The organism is Paenibacillus marchantiophytorum (assembly GCF_014640555.1).
Classification (GTDB): domain Bacteria; phylum Bacillota; class Bacilli; order Paenibacillales; family NBRC-103111; genus Paenibacillus_E; species Paenibacillus_E marchantiophytorum.
This window is the reverse complement of record NZ_BMHE01000007.1, coordinates 102,535-117,760: the sequence shown is the minus strand read 5'-3', so window position 1 is coordinate 117,760 and position 15,226 is coordinate 102,535. Positions and strand designations below refer to the sequence as shown.

Below are 15,226 nucleotides of genomic sequence, written 5' to 3'. Positions count from 1 at the left end.
GAACGCGTATGCCATTCGCGGTTTAGGAACAAATAGAAGTCCCGAAAGGCTCCTATTGCGCTAAAATCGTTTCTTTTGCCGCAGATAGAAGTCTTTAGGGGCTCTTAATTTGTGTACAAGGGAGCCGGCTTATGAATGGCTGCCGCCCAAAAGCTGGACATCCAAAGGATAGTCCGGCAGCGCGAAGTCACGGACTGCGCCGGACTGCAAATCCACGACCGACATGCCATTCCAGCCGGTATCCGCGTAAGTGACGCCGCCGGTTAGGAAGGCGTAGCGGCCGTCCGCGCTGCTCGTGACCATTTGGTGCATCCGCTCCATTGGAAGAATCTTCTCTGCGTAATTGTTCACGTCAAGCACCGTCAGGTTGGGTTTGCCGGTTGCGCTCCCGGCAGCCCCGATGCCGATGATGAGCAACTGCTTGCCGTCAGCAGTCAGGGTAACGCCTTCCTGATGCGTATTGCCTGTGAGCGGCTGCGTCTCATAGTTGCCGCTGGCAGGGTCTAGGACGACGAGGCCGCGGCCTTGGTAAGGCAAGAGCAACCGGCCGTCCGTGCGAACTGCCGCATAATGAGGCTTCTCGAAGCCGCCACGGCCAAAGGGGGCGGCTTCCAGGGTGCGAGCCTTGCGAGCAGCTGGGTCAACGGCGGTCACGGAGTAGGAATCGTGATCAATGCTGTATACTTCCCGACCGTCCGAACTGGTCACCACATCGAAAGGCCGAATGCCTACCGCAACACTGCCAATCATGGCAAGCTTGCCGGTATCCAGAATTTCTAATTGGCTTTGGCTGCGGCCAGGCAGATTAACGCCGACATAGACGAACTTGCCGTCAGGCGATGCCGCAATGCCCATGCCTCCTGGACGGTACTCGCCGAACTGAGGTTTCCCGACATCGGATTGATACGGAACCAACGCCAAGCGTTTGCGCTGCAGCGTATCCACTACGGCAACACCTTCGGCAGTAGAGACATAAGCGCGATGCTGAGGGCCCTCAGCAATGGCAAAAGGAGCCTTGCCGACGGTTAGCTTCTCGAAGCTGCCTGTAGCCGGATCTAGGAATGACATATAGTCACTTTTGGAGTGAGTCACCATCAAGATGGTTGAAGCGGAGGTGGCAGATGGCGCAGGACTTGCTGGGTTTGGGCTGGTGATTGGTGGAAGTGCTGCTGGGTTTGGGCTGGTGATTGGTGGAAGTGCTGCCGGATTGGGATTGGCGATTGGTGGAGGAGTTGCCGGATTTGGACTGGCAATCGGTGCAGGAATTCCTGAAGGCACTGATGTCGTTACAGACTCAGACTGAGGTTGCAGCACGGATGGAGCAGTGCAGCCTGTCAACAGAAGCAGCAGCGTTATCGGAGTTAACCAAGCTCGGATTTTATTAGGAATTATCATCTTATCTTCACCTCGGGATATATGGAGTTATGGAGCTGTTAAACAAGTTGAAAAAGGAACCCCAATTTCCCTTGTTCAGTGGAAGTGAGGTTCCTTTCTGTGTTTAATCTATGCGGCAGTTCGCAGCAGCTAATGATTATTTCGCTAAAGTTACACTTACGCCGGAAGCCGTAGACCAAGCACCTACAGGTGCAACTGTGTAGGCTGTACCTGGAACAAGTTCAGCTTTGTTCAACAAGGCGAAAGTGCCTACAGTACCTTTGCGTGAAGTTAACGTGTATTCGGCTGTCAGAGCAGTACCATCCGCTGCAGTCAGCGTAACACGGCGTGATACGAAAATCTCATCTTTTGGATCTTGCGAAAGTGTCACAGCAATCGTCTTCTTATCCACCGCGGCAGCGGATTGGATTGTAAGCGGCGCGATCTCCTTGGCTGTAAATGTTGGATTAGCTAGTGTAGCCCAATCAGCAGCAACCGTATATTTAACGCCTGGTTGGAACTTTTCACCATTAGGAAGAATAAACTTAGGTGCTTGTCGTCCATCGGTCGCTTGTGTGAAAGGCAGGTAGCTCGCTGTCATCGGTGTGCCGCCCTCAGGGGTGATTTGCACTTGACGATTCCGCATTGAGGAAAGAATTTGATAGGTTTTGCCGTTGTAGCTATTCGTTTCATCCACGCTGAATGCGCCAGGACGGGATTTGCTGTAAGCCGCAATGACATAGCCGTAATCAGCAACGCCATCAGTCAAGAAGGATTCGACTTCAAACAGATCATTTGCCACCTGTGCAGTCGATTTCAAGGCGATTTTCTCTGTGCTCGCAGTGAATGTGCCGGCAGGTTGGCCTTTATAAGTTAATGAATAAGTTGTCCCAGCTTTTTGGGTCGGAACGGGCACGATGTAGGTCGATTTGGAGCCTGTTTTTAACCGTGGAACATTGCTGATCGCTAAGCCATTGTCAAAGACAAAGTTTTTGGACGCCGCATCCAACTCTAATTCAGCAGCAGGAATTGGGGCAGAGAAAGTAACTTGCAGCGTGATAGCGTTCAAAACTTGCAGCTTTGTTACTTGAATAGGAGCCAATTGCTGCGCTTCAAAGATGAGTAATGCCGCTTGTCCGCGGGTAATTTGGGCGTTTGCCAAAGCTGCTGCGCTAGGCAGTTGCGCAACGGCTGTTTTGTCAACTTTTAAAACGGCGGTGAGAAGGTCAATCAGTTCAGCGGAAGCCATCGTTTGGCTGCCTTGGAATTGCCCGTTTTTCCCCATAACAGATGTTAGGGCGACCGCGTAGTCGTAGTACCAATCCCCTTTGGCAACATCTTGAAAGTTATTAGAAGCAGCTGAATCTACTTTCACGTGCAGTGCCAGTGCGACCATTTTGGCGATCTCAGCACGCGTAACAGCTTGGTCAGGTTTGAAGGCGTGATCCTCGTATCCGGAAACCACTTGCTGCTGCGCTAACTGTTCGATAGCTGTCTGAATTTGAGCTTTGCTTGCTGCATCCGTGAAAGGATTAGCGGCTAATGCATTAAAAGGAAGAATAGCGGATAGACCTACCGTTGCTGTAATGGTTAAAGCGGCGATGACCTTTTTGTTGTTTTTCATATATAACACTCCTCAATATTATTTTTTTGTTTGCGCTGTTGTTTGCTTCGTGTTGTCGTCTACAAGAACTAGCTTACAGGACAGAGCATTACAATCGAATAAAAATGCGGAGCTGCACATTACAAAAACGTAAAAATGGCCTTGCTCCTGCCAAAGATTCGAGGGGTACTCCAATCTTTTACGGCTGCAAGGCCACGTAGGATAAGCGGATTTAGCTAACGAAAACATCCGGCTTCTTATGGGTTTGAACAACATTGTGTGAAGAGGAGCCAGTCAGTCTTTGGGGCGGGAATACTTGGCGAACAGGTGCTATAATGAGCGTTGCGACTACAGCTTTGATAGCATCGCCTAGCAGGAAAGGGTAGCAGCCTTGAACCATTGCGGTAGCGAATGTATACGTAGGCACTTTGTACATCAACCAAGGTACCCCGGCTAGGTAAAGAAACAAGGAGCCGAATACTTCAAGAACGAGGAAGGTTGCTACCAAATTCAATGTTCTGTTTGCCAAGCGAATGCGCGGCAGAATGAGGCCAATCAGCATAGCGGAGAAGGGCCAAATCATAATGAAACCGCCTGTAGGTCCAAGAACAAGGCCTATCCCTCCATTCCCGTGCAGCATCGGAAAACCTACAGCAGTAAGGACTACAACAAGGGCCATGCTCAGGAATCCGTAACGCGCGCCAAGTAAACCGCCAGCCAGCATAACGGCTAATGTTTGCAAGGTAATGGGGACAGGGGAGACTGGCAATCTGATTTGGGCAAAACTGAATAAAACAAGAAAAGCTGCAAAAAGTGCACTGAAAACAACGCCGCGCAGTGTGAGTTTCATATTGTTCATCGCTCCTGTATCTGGTATTGTTAGGGTATTGTTAACTCGATAATTTAACATCAGTTGACAATCAACAATCAGATAATAGCACATCTTTTGAGAAAGTGAAAGGAACATTTTACATATGTCCAAAAGTGAGATTTTAACATCCCTGCGACAGGCTTCGGTCGTATATCGAACGGAAATGGGAGAAGGAAGACGCGTATGGTCAGAGGTTTCCTTAGATATTCATAAGGGAGAATGGATTGTCGTTATAGGGCCTAATGGCAGCGGCAAAAGTACATTAGCCAGTGTCTTGTTAGGTTTGTGCCCGCTTTCTGAGGGGGAAATGAAGGTTCCCAAGAGCGCTGTCGTCGCTACCCGCGGTGTGCTGCAAATCCCTGACGCGCAATTTATTGGGGACACCATTCGGGAAGAACTTGACTACATAGCCACTGAGATAAGCACGGAGGAAGAAGAACGTGAAGCGCAGTATAAGGAAATCTTGTCCGCGGTTGGACTATCTCTCCCTGTGGACCGAGCGTTGAATACATTATCGGGTGGCCAAAAACAGCTGGTGAATTTGGCGGCAGCGCTGTCCGTTCAACCGGAAATGCTCGTTTTGGATGAACCTACGGCCATGCTGGACCCTGCCGCCCGCAAAGAAGTGCGTCAAGCAGTCAGAGCGGCCTATCAGCAGGGAACCACGATTGTCTGGGTCACGCATCGCTTGGAAGAGGTGGCGGATGCCACGCGTGTAATTGGTTTTGGTGAAGGACGAATTACGTATGATGGCGGGCCAAGAGCCTTTTTTTATGGTGACAATGAGGCTGAACTCCCTGTCATGACACCCTGTACGGAGCTGGGACTTGATGCGCCTTTTGCTGTTAAGACGGCTATTAGTCTATTGCAGATGGGGTGTAAATTGAGGTTGCTTCCGTTGAATATGGACGAACTGGCAGAGGCGGTGGCTGCTCCATGTCTTTAACTCTGAACCGTATAGGGGTTCAAGCCCCGGATGATTCCAGCCGTCACTTATTAAAAGAGATTAGTCTCGAGCTGTCCGATGGTTCCGTAACGCTGATAATAGGTCATACAGGTTCGGGGAAATCGACTCTATTGCAAATCCTAGCAGGGATTCTAGAGCCGCATAGCGGATCAATAGCCATTGACCAACAGCCGCTGTGGGACAAAAGGAAAGTGAATCAAGCGCATCTTCTGCGTCTTGGCTTGACGTTTCAGTTCCCTGAGCAGCAGTTGTTTGCCCGGAGTATAAGGCAAGAGTTTGCCTACTCGCTTAGACCGTATAAATTGGTCGCTAGCGAATGTGACAGGCGCATTCGGGAGGCGTGTGAAGAGCACGATCCACGTGGCATTTTTGCCATGGAGCGCTCGCCTTTCGCGCTTAGCGGCGGAGAGCAGCGCCGGCTTGCGCTGGCGACCACCTTCGCCACGGCGCCGGATTGGCTCCTCATGGATGAGCCAACCGCCGGCCTCGAGGCGGCGGCCGTCCGCGAATTGCTGCGCCTTATTCGCGAGCGGAGTCGTGGCGGCTTCGTCATCGCCACGCATGATCTGGACACGTTCCTGCCGCTGGCAGACCGTGTCCTTGTTCTAGACCGCGGCGCGCTCGTCTTCGACGGCACGCCAGAAGCGCTATGCCGCGCGCCGGAGCTGCTGGCGCACGCCGGGGTTGGCCTCCCGAGCTGCGTGGAGGCCGAGCTTGCGCTTGCGCGCTATGGCATCGCCATCGCGCCGGACCTGCTCACGCCGGAGCTTGCAGCGCCGGCGATGCTCAAGGCGCTGCGCGAACGCCGCAGCGCTGAAGTTCCGGCGCCGCAAGCGGCAGCGCCGGATGCCCCGCCCGCGCGCGAAGCGAGCGCGGCAGCGCCGCCTCCGCAGGCCGCGTGGCTGCGGGTCGACCCGCGCGCGAAGTGGCTGCTCTACCTGCTGCTCGTCATCGGGACGATGCAGCAGATGGCATGGAGCGGTCTCGCGGCTTCCGCGCTGCTGCTTGGCCTCGTGAGCCTCGGCCTGCCGCGCAGCGTGCTGCGCAGCAGTTGGAAGATCGCGGTGCCATTCCTTATCTTCATGGCCCTCTCGATCTGGCTTGCCGGTATGAACTGGACGTCGCCGGAGGGATCGTTCCAGCTAGGCTACTCGCTGGAACGCGGCTGGAGCACAGCATTCACGGTGACGCGACTGTTTCTTATTCTCATGGATGGCTATTGGCTCGCCGTGACAACACCTTACGGACAATTGGTAGCTGGACTTAATTGGGCTTTGAAATATCTGCGGAAAGTGAAGCTGCCCGTTGAATCATTTTCGCTTGCCGTCTCCATGATGTTTCGGTTCATTCCGATGATATTACGGGAGTGGACGCGGTTTTCGGCGATTGTCCGAGCAAGAGGCAAGGCAGCCATTCGTCCGGGGGCTGTCCGCTCGCGGGATATCCCTGCGCTTGTCGTTCCTCTGCTGCTTGCCATGTTCCACAAAGCCGAGCAGCTGACTGTTGCCATGGACATGAAGAAAATCGACGGCAAGCAGCTTCTGCTGAAGAAAAGCACTTTAGAGTGGCAGAGCCGGGATAGTTATATCGTGGCTGCGGGGGTTGTTGGTTTTGCACTTTTACTTGTTATTCGTTAAGAGCAGCCCTCAGTTTTTTTAGATCTTCCAGGTAGTGCAAGTGGCTGCTTAAAGTATATACTTGTTGTAAAAATTCTTTATTGGGATGGCGGTGAGATCAGTGGAGTCCGAATACACCCTGTACGAACAGCAAACGTCAAGACAGCTCAAGCGCTGGGAAATCCGGCTGCATAAGCTCCCAAATCTCGTGGAACGAGCGTCCAAATCGATGCAGACAGGCATCAATAATTTGATCCCTGACAAGGTTCATACGACGATTACTGCAACGGTAAAGGGCATCATTCAGACAACTCTGTTTGGCATTAATTACATCCCTGCGCAGGGGCCGCTGCAAGGGCTCTCTTTGGCAGATCGCGATGCGAAAGCACAGGAATTGCTGGCGCTCTATAAGAAGATCGCCGCTGCCGAGGGAGCAGGGACAGGAGCGGGAGGGATTCTGCTCGGGCTTGCGGATTTCCCTATTTTAATTGGCATCAAGTTGAAATTTCTGTTTGAGCTAGCGCATGTCTATGGCTATTCGACGAAGGACTACAGAGAGCGTCTATTCATTCTCTATGTGTTTCAATTGGCTTTTTCCAGCCATGAGAAGAAACCCGAGCTTCTGCTCACCATCAAAAATTGGCGCAGCGTGGCTGATACGTTTCCGCCGGCTGAGGCCTATATGGATCAAGTGGATTGGAAGCAGCTGCAGCAGGAATACCGCGATACGATTGATTTTCGCAAAATGCTTCAGTTGGTTCCCGGTATAGGGGCTGTGGTCGGGGCATGGGCCAATTATGGCTTGCTGGAAGAGCTTGGGGTGGCGGGGATGAATTGCTTTCGGCTGCGTTGGCTGCAGGATAAAGCGAAACCTAAGAAGCTGTGAGTGGATTGGGCACTCGCGGCTTTTTTTATTTGTCGTAGACGATTTTCTAGTGATTTTTCAGTATTTGAATCATAACCTATAGAGAGAGCCAAACCGCCCGTCACCCTCGATTAACTATGTGATTATTTTCACATATCAACTTTCACGGGTTTGGTCTTCAGATTATCATGATTCAGTAGAGCACAAGTGATTCAATCGGAGGAGAGGATTTAGATGAAACCAGCGAAAGTAGTGATTCTGGGTGCAGGGTATGGCGGTGTTGTTACAGCGATCAGGCTGCAGAAGCTGATCAGATCAGGAGAAATGACGATTACTTTGGTAAATAAGCATGATTATCACTATATGACGACGCATCTGCATATGCCCGCAGCGGGTACCGATCATCATGAGAATGCCCGCGTCGCAATCAGGGATCTTATCGATGAACGCAAAATTCAATTCGTGAAATCCACCGTTCAGCAAATTCTACCAACGGACAAAAAGGTTGTTTTAACGGATGATACGCTGAGCTATGACTACCTTGTCGTAGGTTTGGGCAGTGAGACAGAGACGTTCGGCATTCCGGGGTTGCGGGAACATGCGATGTCGATTCATAGCATTAATAGTGTGCGCTTCATCCGCCAGCATACCCAATATATGTTTGCCAAGTATAAAATGAATCCCCAGCACAAAGAGTATCTGACATTCGTCGTTGGGGGTGCGGGCTTTACGGGAACGGAATTCGTCGGGGAATTGGCCGATCGCATCCCGGTTCTATGCAGGACTTATGATGTAGATCCGGCTCTCGTGCAAATCATTAACGTGGAAGCCTCGCCAACTGCCCTACCGCCAGGATTGCCGAATGATTTGGTGGAATACGGCATGGAAGTGATGCGCCGCAAAGGCGTTCAATATAAGTTGTCGACCGCCATTCAAGCCTGCGAAGCGGACGGCGTCCGGCTCTCAGATGGGCAGTTCATTCGAGCAGGCACGATCATTTGGTCGGGGGGCGTTCGCGGGAACGCCTTGCTGCAGCAAGCTGGATTCGATGTGCAGCGGGGGCGGGTGAAAGTGGATGATTACCTGCGCTCGTGGCAGTACCCTGACGTGTTTATTACAGGAGATTGCTCCATTGTTATGAGTCCGGAAGGGACGCCATACCCCGCGAACGCCCAGATCGCCGTCCAGCAGGGCTATAACACAGCCCGAAATTTACTTTATACCTTGCGTGGGAAACCGCTGAGACCTTTTGCCTATGACTACAAAGGGACGGTGGCTTCATTGGGACGCGGAGAAGCCGTAGGCACTTTGAAAGTGAAAAAAGTAAAGGGGAAATTCGCCGCTTTGATCAAAAAAATGATCGATGCCCGCTATTTATTCCTCATAGGCGGTATTCCACTTATATGGAAAAAAATGATTTTTAAACAAAAAATGTCAAATCGCAATTTTCATGTCAGAAGTTAGAAGAAAAAAAGCTGCCATCAAGGCAGCTTTTTTCTATGAAATGACCTAGAACTACGATATCGGAAGATAAAAGGAGATAGAGAGAGATCCAAAACGTTGTAAGCGAATTATTGGAGGAATGAGAGGTTGGAATAATACTTTTTAAGACTTTTCCATCCTTTACTATGAACTGAGAAGAGAGTAGTATTCAGAACGTAGTTATAACTGAATATTTCGCTTAATTTTCTGGATAGAAAAGCGGGGGAACCATAGGTTTCAACGGGGTGAATAAGGTGCATGATAGTGTACCTTTAGGGCAGATTTCTCGCGGCCCGAACCCGTCAGCTAACCTCGTAAGCGATCGTGAGAAAGGAGAACATGTGGCTAAGCACAAGGTCTATCCTTGTGTTTTTTTGCGTCCTAAAAAGGGAAAAGAACTCAATACTAGACTAATTTGGAGGAATTTCACAGCATGACAAGCGATTCATTGAAAAAAATTGTATTCGGCAAGCCGCTCAAATCGGCAGAACTCGAATCTGAAAAAATGCAGGTTTGGAAAGCATTACCCATTCTCTCTTCAGATGCGCTATCTTCGGTGGCTTATGGTACAGAGCAAATTCTCTTAGAGCTTGCAACAGTAGGTATTGCTGCTTTTGCATTCTCATTGCCGATTGCGATTTCCATTATCGCTTTGATTACGCTGCTTGTGCTCAGCTATCGTCAAGTGATTGAGGCTTATCCTATGGGCGGCGGCGCCTACATGGTAGCCAAAGAAAATTTAGGCATGGTTTGGGGGAGACTCACAGGAGTTTCGCTGCTTATCGATTATACATTAACCGTTGCGGTATCGATCTCGGCCGGTGTGACCGCCATCACGTCGGCATTTCCGATCGCGGTGCCATATATTGTTCCCATTGCTTTGATCTTGGTTTGGCTAATGGTTTGGCTTAATTTGCGAGGCACATCCGAGTCTGGAACTGTGTTCGCGATTCCTACGTACTTTTTTATTCTTTGTATTTTATTGCTGATTGGCAAAGGGATTTTCGACATGCTGAGCGGTTCGATGAACATGCATCCGATTCAGTTCGCGCCAAGCTCCATGACAAGTTCATTGACGCTATTCGTCATCCTGAAAGCTTTCTCTTCCGGCTGTTCAGCCGTAACTGGCATTGAGGCCATCTCCGACGCAGTCCCGCATTTCCGCACCCCATCCGTGAAAAATGCCAAACGCACATTAGCGTCGCTAGGCACGCTGCTGGCTATCGTATTCGGCGGTGTGACGCTGCTCAGTTTGGGATACGGCATCGCGCCTGATCCGCATGGTCATACATCGGTCTTATCGATGGTTACGGAGCAAGCTTTTGGCCGTGGAACGCTGTACTATGCCACACAGATCGGCACCATGCTAATCTTGGTATTGGCTGCCAACACCAGCTTCAACGGATTCCCTATTTTGGCTTCCATCATGGCCCAGGATAAAAACTTCCCGCGTATGTTCTCATACCGAGGAGACCGGTTGTCTTTTCACTACGGGATTGTCACGCTAGGTGTCTTGGCCAGCATTCTTTTGATCATTTTCAAAGGTAAAACAGATGCACTTATTCCTTTATACGCAATTGGCGTTTTCTTATCCTTTACACTGGCGCAAAGCGGTCTAGTCCGCAAATGGTTGAAAGAACGCGTGAAAGGCTGGATCGGCAAGTCGCTTATTAATGGTTTAGGAGGCATTGTCTCCTTTGCCGTGTTGCTGATCTTTTGTTTCACCAAATTCAGCGAGGGTGCTTGGATCGTCATTATCGTGACGCCAATCCTGCTGTGGCTCATTACGAAGGTGAGTCATCACTATGATGACGTTGCCAAACAGCTCCGAATCGATATCGAGCATGAGCGTGTATGCACGAAGGAGCCTGTTATTATTGTTCCCGTAGCGGGGATTCACCGCGTTGTTGCGCAATCCTTGAACTATGCCAAATCGTTATCTCCCAACGTCATTGCTTTCTACGTATCCTTTTCCGATGAGGATGAAGAAGCGATGCAGGAGAAATGGGACAAATGGGACCCTGGCGTAAGGCTTGTCGTGTTCAAATCACGTTACCGGACGATTCTGAAGCCGCTGGCTGAATTCATCGAACGGATCGATACGCATGTTTCGGAAAAACAATCGATTATGGTTATTCTGCCGCAATTTATGCCGAAAAAATGGTGGCACCGACTGCTCCACAATCAGTCCGCGGCGCGTATTCGCTCCAAACTCCAAGCGGACAAAGATATCGTTGTCGCCACCGTCCCCTATCATTTGCACGAGTAGAGTTGTACAATAAAGGGGAAAACTGTGTGAGAAATAGAACAGAGGTGACCCGTTATGGCTAAGAAGAAATGGTCGTCCACAACCGCTGATACCAGTGTGCAAGATAAACCGGCAACGCTCAAGGATTTGCTTCGCCCAGAGATTCTAGAGGGGCTGAAGGCTCAGGCTGACGCAATGAAAGCGGAGGAACAGGCGCGCAAGGATGCGCTTCGAGCCGAGGCAGAAGCTGCACGCAAAGCGGAGGAGAAACGGCTGGAGAACGATTTTGGACATCTGCTCGAGAAGAGCGGACTTGACTGGAGAAAGCACAAATGAGAGAGCGCAGCTTGTGCTTTCTCTTTTTTCTATTCGCGATGATGGCGCTGTCAAGCTGCCAGTCAAGCCGTTCGCAGAGCGCTGCTGAGTCGGCTGAAGCAAGTTTGGCGCTTTCGGCGACGAGTTCAATGCCGAGCCCGGTGGTGTCTGGCAGGGAAGCAGAGGCGGCGCCAGACCTCGCACCGGGGCCGGCGCCCACTTCGGAGTTCCGCCCGACCGCAGCCGTAACACATGAATCCCTGTCTGCATCCGATATCACTGCCTTGGTTGACCATTACAGCCAAATCGCTCCCCATAAGTGGGGGGAACGAGTCGCAGGCGTGCGGACGCATATGGTCACGAAGGAACAAGTGATAGCGCTGACGTTTGACGCTTGCGGAGGGAAAGAGGGCAGTGGATACGACCGGAAGCTGATCGAATATTTGATTAAGGAGAAAATCCCTGCTACCTTGTTCATCAACGCGCGATGGATCGCGGCGAATCCGGAAGTCTTTGCTGAGTTAGCGGCGAATCCGCTTTTTGAAATCGAGAATCATGGCACAGAGCATCGTCCCTTGTCTGTCAACGGCAGGTTGGCCTATGGCATCGCTGGAACCAAAAGCGTAAGCGAAGTCATCCATGAGGTGACGGATAATGCCGATCAGATCGAGAAGCTGACGGGGCGGCGGCCGCTGTTTTTCCGCTCAGGCACGGCTTATTATGATGACGTTGCTGCCAGCATTGTCCATGACTTGGGCGCCCAGTTGGCAGGCTATAATGTGCTTGGCGATGCCGGGGCGACGTATAACACGGAGCAAGTCTACCGTGCTCTGCTCCAAGCCAAAAGCGGTTCTATCGTGCTTGCGCATATGAATCACCCGGAGAAAGATACGGCAGAGGGCGTCATCAAAGCCATCCCTGAATTGCAGAAAGCTGGGTTTCACTTCGTTCAGCTTGCTACTTATTTGTTGGAGTAGGAGTTCCGGCGGGAAATACAAAGGGAACAAATGGGAAGGCGATAAGCAATCTCAACCCAACCGGAGTTCGTAATCCCTGCCCCGCCTGAACTCGCAATCCCCGCCTCACCCGAACTTGCAGTCCCGCCACGCCCGAACCAGCAATCCCCGCCCCACCCGAACTCGCAATCCCCGCCCCACCCGAACTCGCAATCCCCGCCCCACCTGAACTCGCAATCCCCGCCCCACCTGACATAACGAACTGTATTATGCTTATATACGAGAAAACAGCTACTTTTTCGATCTAACAAACTGTAGACGCGTTATGAGGTGGATTTTAGGCGGATTAGTGATCATTTACTTCAAATAACGCATCTGGAATTCGTTGTCATTTTAAATCTATCGATTTTGATCGAATAAGGGGTATTGGATTCGTAAGGGCGTCCCGCAAGGTCCATTGGCCCTTTGGGGGGAGCGAAGCTTGCTTATTTGCACGAATGGCTCCAGTTATGGACGCATAAGCACTCCACTGCAATTAGACACGATTGCGTATTGCTTGTACATACGCTCCGAAAGTAGGGAAATCCAACCAATAAGCACGCTCTGTGATCCTATCGCTCGGGACACGACCAAATTAGCGGAAATAAGCATATTTACCTTGCCTATTCATACCTGAACAAAAATTGTAAAGAACCTAGCCGCACAGGCTAGGTTCTTTACAATTATATGAGTTTATATGTTTTGGAGTGAATGCGAAGTTTCTCCAGCTGCCTCGCGAGGAGGTAAGGGAACTACAGTACGCTATTCTAGCAAAAAGTGGCATTATCGCGATCGAGAGGGAACTATAGTACGCTATTTTGCTGTTTCATGGGAAATTCAGCACTTTTCGTGGAAATAAGACCCTGTAGTTCCGCTATGACTCTAGCATCCCTGGTATTTACCGAAATAACGTACTAGAGTTCCCTTCCTCATAGATTTTATCGCTAATAAGAGGCTGGTCTCTCTCAGGGCAGCTTAGATGTATTCTTTTATGTCTATTCGAATACCAAGGAACCTACCTACCTTCGTTTCATCTCAAAAAATTCACATGCGTCCCGATCATAGTACGTCAAATCACTGACCCTCGTCTGAACGACAATCGTCTTGTCGCTGAAACGCAAGACAACCGCGTTCGAGTCCACGATATGATCATCTTTAAAAACACGAACAGGCGCCTGCCGATCCACAGCTTCTTGGAAATCGGCATCGGTTACTAATCGTTGATTACTTGCCATTAGCACGCATACCCCTAACATATTTAAAATAATTCCTCTATTGTACCACAAGGGTGCCACAAGGTGCCTGTCAACTCCCGAGATGCGCGAACGCCTAGGCCTAGCCGAGCATACACTGTAGCACCAAAGGCTGCTCAGGCAGAGAGGATGCGTGATTCGAGTGGACATACAATTATTGCCGATTCATTGGGTCTATCTCGTATTTATTGGCTTTATTCTTGCGATTTTGATCAAGCGCAGAGATACCACAATGATTTGTGTGGTCGGTATTTTTGCCCTTGGCTTGTTGGCGACGGAAACGTTAAGCGGGTCGGTATCGGGGATTTTCAACAGTTTTATTTATGCGACCAAAGAACTGATGGGCACAATTATGATTATTTCCATTGTTGTGGCAATGAGCCGGGTTCTTATACGCACAGGAATTAATGAGACCATGGTTGCGCCATTAACCCGGTTTCTGCGGACACCTGCCATGGCTTTCTGGGGCATCGGTATCATCATGATGGTGACGTCTTGGTTTTTCTGGCCATCTCCTGGGGTCGCGCTGATTGGAGCGGTTCTGCTTCCTGTAGCCGTTCGCGTTGGGTTGCCTGCATTGGGAGCTGCGATGGCTATGAATCTGTTCGGGCACGGTATCGCGCTGTCGGGGGATTACATTATTCAAGGCGCGCCCAAATTGACCGCGGATGCCGCTGGATTGCCAGTGAGCTCCGTCATGGAGGCAAGCATTCCCCTGGTTATCGTGATGGGGCTTGTCACAACCATTACGGCATTCTGGATGATGCGGCGGGATATGAAGAAAGGCACCTGGCGGGATGGCCTTATTGCGAGCAACTCCGGGGATAGCAGTTCCCTGGTTGGAGCGGATGAACAGGTCAAAGTCAATCTGGCGCCCAAGTTGAAAAAGCTGCTGGCGATCCTGATTCCGCTCCTGTTCGCCTTGGATGTCGTTGCGATGTTCGTGCTTCATCTGCAAGGCGGGGATGCAACAGCGCTTGTTGGCGGCACCGCAGTATTTATTTTGATTGCGGTTACACTGCTTGCGCATCGCAATCAAGGGCTGGAGCAAACCACCTCCTACCTCATAGAGGGATTCGTCTTCGGTTTCAAAGTATTCGGCCCCGTCATTCCCATCGCGGCCTTCTTCTACCTCGGCGACTCCGCGTTCACCGAGTTGTACGGGAAAATCCTCCCCGAGGGCTCGCACGGGATCGTGAACGATCTCGGTGTCGCACTCGCGGGGCACGTCCCGCTGAACGGCGCGGTCGGTGCCGTGACGCTGACCGTCGTCGGCGCGATTACCGGCCTCGACGGCTCCGGCTTCTCCGGCATCTCCCTCGCGGGCTCGATTGCGCAGCTCTTCGCAACCGCGATCGGTTCCGGCGCGGCCGTGTTGACCGCGCTCGGGCAAGTTGCCGCCATCTGGGTCGGCGGCGGCACGCTGATCCCGTGGGCGCTGATTCCAGCCGCGGCGATTTGCGGCGTCAGTCCGTTCGAGCTCGCTAGACGGAATTTGAAGCCTGTGCTCATCGGCTTGGCAGTGACCACCGTTGTGGCGATGTTTTTGGTTTAGCACGAATTAACGCTGAGCATCAAATTTGAGAGCATTTGGCCGACAATGCTGAGTGTGCCCAAGTTTGATGCTTTTATATATC

12 protein-coding genes and 1 riboswitch are annotated in these 15,226 nt (G+C 51.1%); of the genes, 8 read left to right on the top strand and 4 right to left on the bottom strand.

Going from position 1 to position 15,226, the window contains the following annotated elements:
* Positions 1-129 precede the first annotated feature (129 nt).
* From IEY34_RS09710 to IEY34_RS09700, 3 genes are all read right to left on the bottom strand, one after another.
* On the bottom strand, positions 130-1,395 hold the full coding sequence (locus IEY34_RS09710; protein WP_189010793.1) for a YncE family protein: 1,266 nt from the start codon (positions 1,393-1,395) through the stop codon (positions 130-132).
* 136 nt (positions 1,396-1,531) lie between these two features.
* The gene (locus IEY34_RS09705; RefSeq protein WP_189010791.1) at positions 1,532-2,998 is read right to left on the bottom strand and encodes an S-layer homology domain-containing protein; all 1,467 of its coding nucleotides are present in this window, start codon (positions 2,996-2,998) and stop codon (positions 1,532-1,534) included.
* Between the two features lie 211 nt (positions 2,999-3,209).
* Positions 3,210-3,827 (bottom strand): biotin transporter BioY, encoded by a 618-nt coding sequence (locus tag IEY34_RS09700; RefSeq protein ID WP_189010789.1) that lies wholly within the window; start codon positions 3,825-3,827, stop codon positions 3,210-3,212.
* Positions 3,828-3,951: 124 nt separating this feature from the next.
* Here IEY34_RS09700 and IEY34_RS09695 point away from each other — a divergent pair, with 124 nt between their 5' ends.
* The 7 genes from IEY34_RS09695 (at position 3,952) to IEY34_RS09665 (ending at position 12,318) form a co-directional block, all read left to right on the top strand.
* On the top strand, positions 3,952-4,794 hold the full coding sequence (locus IEY34_RS09695; RefSeq protein ID WP_189010787.1) for an energy-coupling factor ABC transporter ATP-binding protein: 843 nt from the start codon (positions 3,952-3,954) through the stop codon (positions 4,792-4,794).
* A complete protein-coding gene (locus IEY34_RS09690; RefSeq protein ID WP_189010779.1) occupies positions 4,785-6,452 on the top strand; it encodes an ATP-binding cassette domain-containing protein in 1,668 nt (555 codons plus the stop codon). The genes IEY34_RS09695 and IEY34_RS09690 overlap by 10 nt, the downstream gene beginning before the upstream one ends.
* 100 nt (positions 6,453-6,552) lie before the next feature.
* Entirely contained in the window at positions 6,553-7,317 is a 765-nt protein-coding gene (locus IEY34_RS09685; protein WP_229757549.1) for an EcsC family protein, read from the top strand.
* A gap of 213 nt (positions 7,318-7,530) precedes the next feature.
* Entirely contained in the window at positions 7,531-8,760 is a 1,230-nt protein-coding gene (locus tag IEY34_RS09680; RefSeq protein WP_189010771.1) for an NAD(P)/FAD-dependent oxidoreductase, read from the top strand.
* A 204-nt stretch (positions 8,761-8,964) separates the two neighbouring features.
* A riboswitch (cyclic di-AMP (ydaO/yuaA leader) is annotated at positions 8,965-9,114 on the top strand.
* Positions 9,115-9,211: 97 nt separating this feature from the next.
* Positions 9,212-11,047: a potassium transporter KimA gene (kimA, locus tag IEY34_RS09675; protein ID WP_189010770.1), complete on the top strand. Its 1,836-nt coding sequence runs from the start codon at positions 9,212-9,214 to the stop codon at positions 11,045-11,047.
* A gap of 54 nt (positions 11,048-11,101) precedes the next feature.
* Entirely contained in the window at positions 11,102-11,362 is a 261-nt protein-coding gene (locus tag IEY34_RS09670) for a YqkE family protein (protein WP_189010769.1), read from the top strand.
* Positions 11,359-12,318, top strand: a complete 960-nt coding sequence (locus IEY34_RS09665) for a polysaccharide deacetylase family protein (protein ID WP_229757548.1) — start codon at positions 11,359-11,361, stop codon at positions 12,316-12,318. The genes IEY34_RS09670 and IEY34_RS09665 overlap by 4 nt, the downstream gene beginning before the upstream one ends.
* A gap of 1,037 nt (positions 12,319-13,355) precedes the next feature.
* Here the strand turns inward: IEY34_RS09665 and IEY34_RS09660 are convergent.
* The gene (locus IEY34_RS09660) at positions 13,356-13,571 is read right to left on the bottom strand and encodes a hypothetical protein (protein ID WP_189010768.1); all 216 of its coding nucleotides are present in this window, start codon (positions 13,569-13,571) and stop codon (positions 13,356-13,358) included.
* Between the two features lie 160 nt (positions 13,572-13,731).
* Between IEY34_RS09660 and IEY34_RS09655 the strand changes: the two genes are divergently transcribed.
* Positions 13,732-15,144 (top strand): hypothetical protein, encoded by a 1,413-nt coding sequence (locus IEY34_RS09655; protein WP_189010991.1) that lies wholly within the window; start codon positions 13,732-13,734, stop codon positions 15,142-15,144.
* Positions 15,145-15,226: the final 82 nt, after the last annotated feature.

Coding starts and splice junctions, on each gene's coding strand:
- IEY34_RS09700 (WP_189010789.1), bottom strand. CDS start 3,827: ATGAAACTCACACTGCGCGGCGTTGTTTTCAGTGCACTTTTTGCAGCT.
- IEY34_RS09670 (WP_189010769.1), top strand. CDS start 11,102: ATGGCTAAGAAGAAATGGTCGTCCACAACCGCTGATACCAGTGTGCAA.
- IEY34_RS09695 (WP_189010787.1), top strand. CDS start 3,952: ATGTCCAAAAGTGAGATTTTAACATCCCTGCGACAGGCTTCGGTCGTA.
- IEY34_RS09705 (WP_189010791.1), bottom strand. CDS start 2,998: ATGAAAAACAACAAAAAGGTCATCGCCGCTTTAACCATTACAGCAACG.
- IEY34_RS09660 (WP_189010768.1), bottom strand. CDS start 13,571: ATGGCAAGTAATCAACGATTAGTAACCGATGCCGATTTCCAAGAAGCT.
- IEY34_RS09690 (WP_189010779.1), top strand. CDS start 4,785: ATGTCTTTAACTCTGAACCGTATAGGGGTTCAAGCCCCGGATGATTCC.
- kimA (WP_189010770.1), top strand. CDS start 9,212: ATGACAAGCGATTCATTGAAAAAAATTGTATTCGGCAAGCCGCTCAAA.
- IEY34_RS09665 (WP_229757548.1), top strand. CDS start 11,359: ATGAGAGAGCGCAGCTTGTGCTTTCTCTTTTTTCTATTCGCGATGATG.
- IEY34_RS09680 (WP_189010771.1), top strand. CDS start 7,531: ATGAAACCAGCGAAAGTAGTGATTCTGGGTGCAGGGTATGGCGGTGTT.
- IEY34_RS09710 (WP_189010793.1), bottom strand. CDS start 1,395: ATGATAATTCCTAATAAAATCCGAGCTTGGTTAACTCCGATAACGCTG.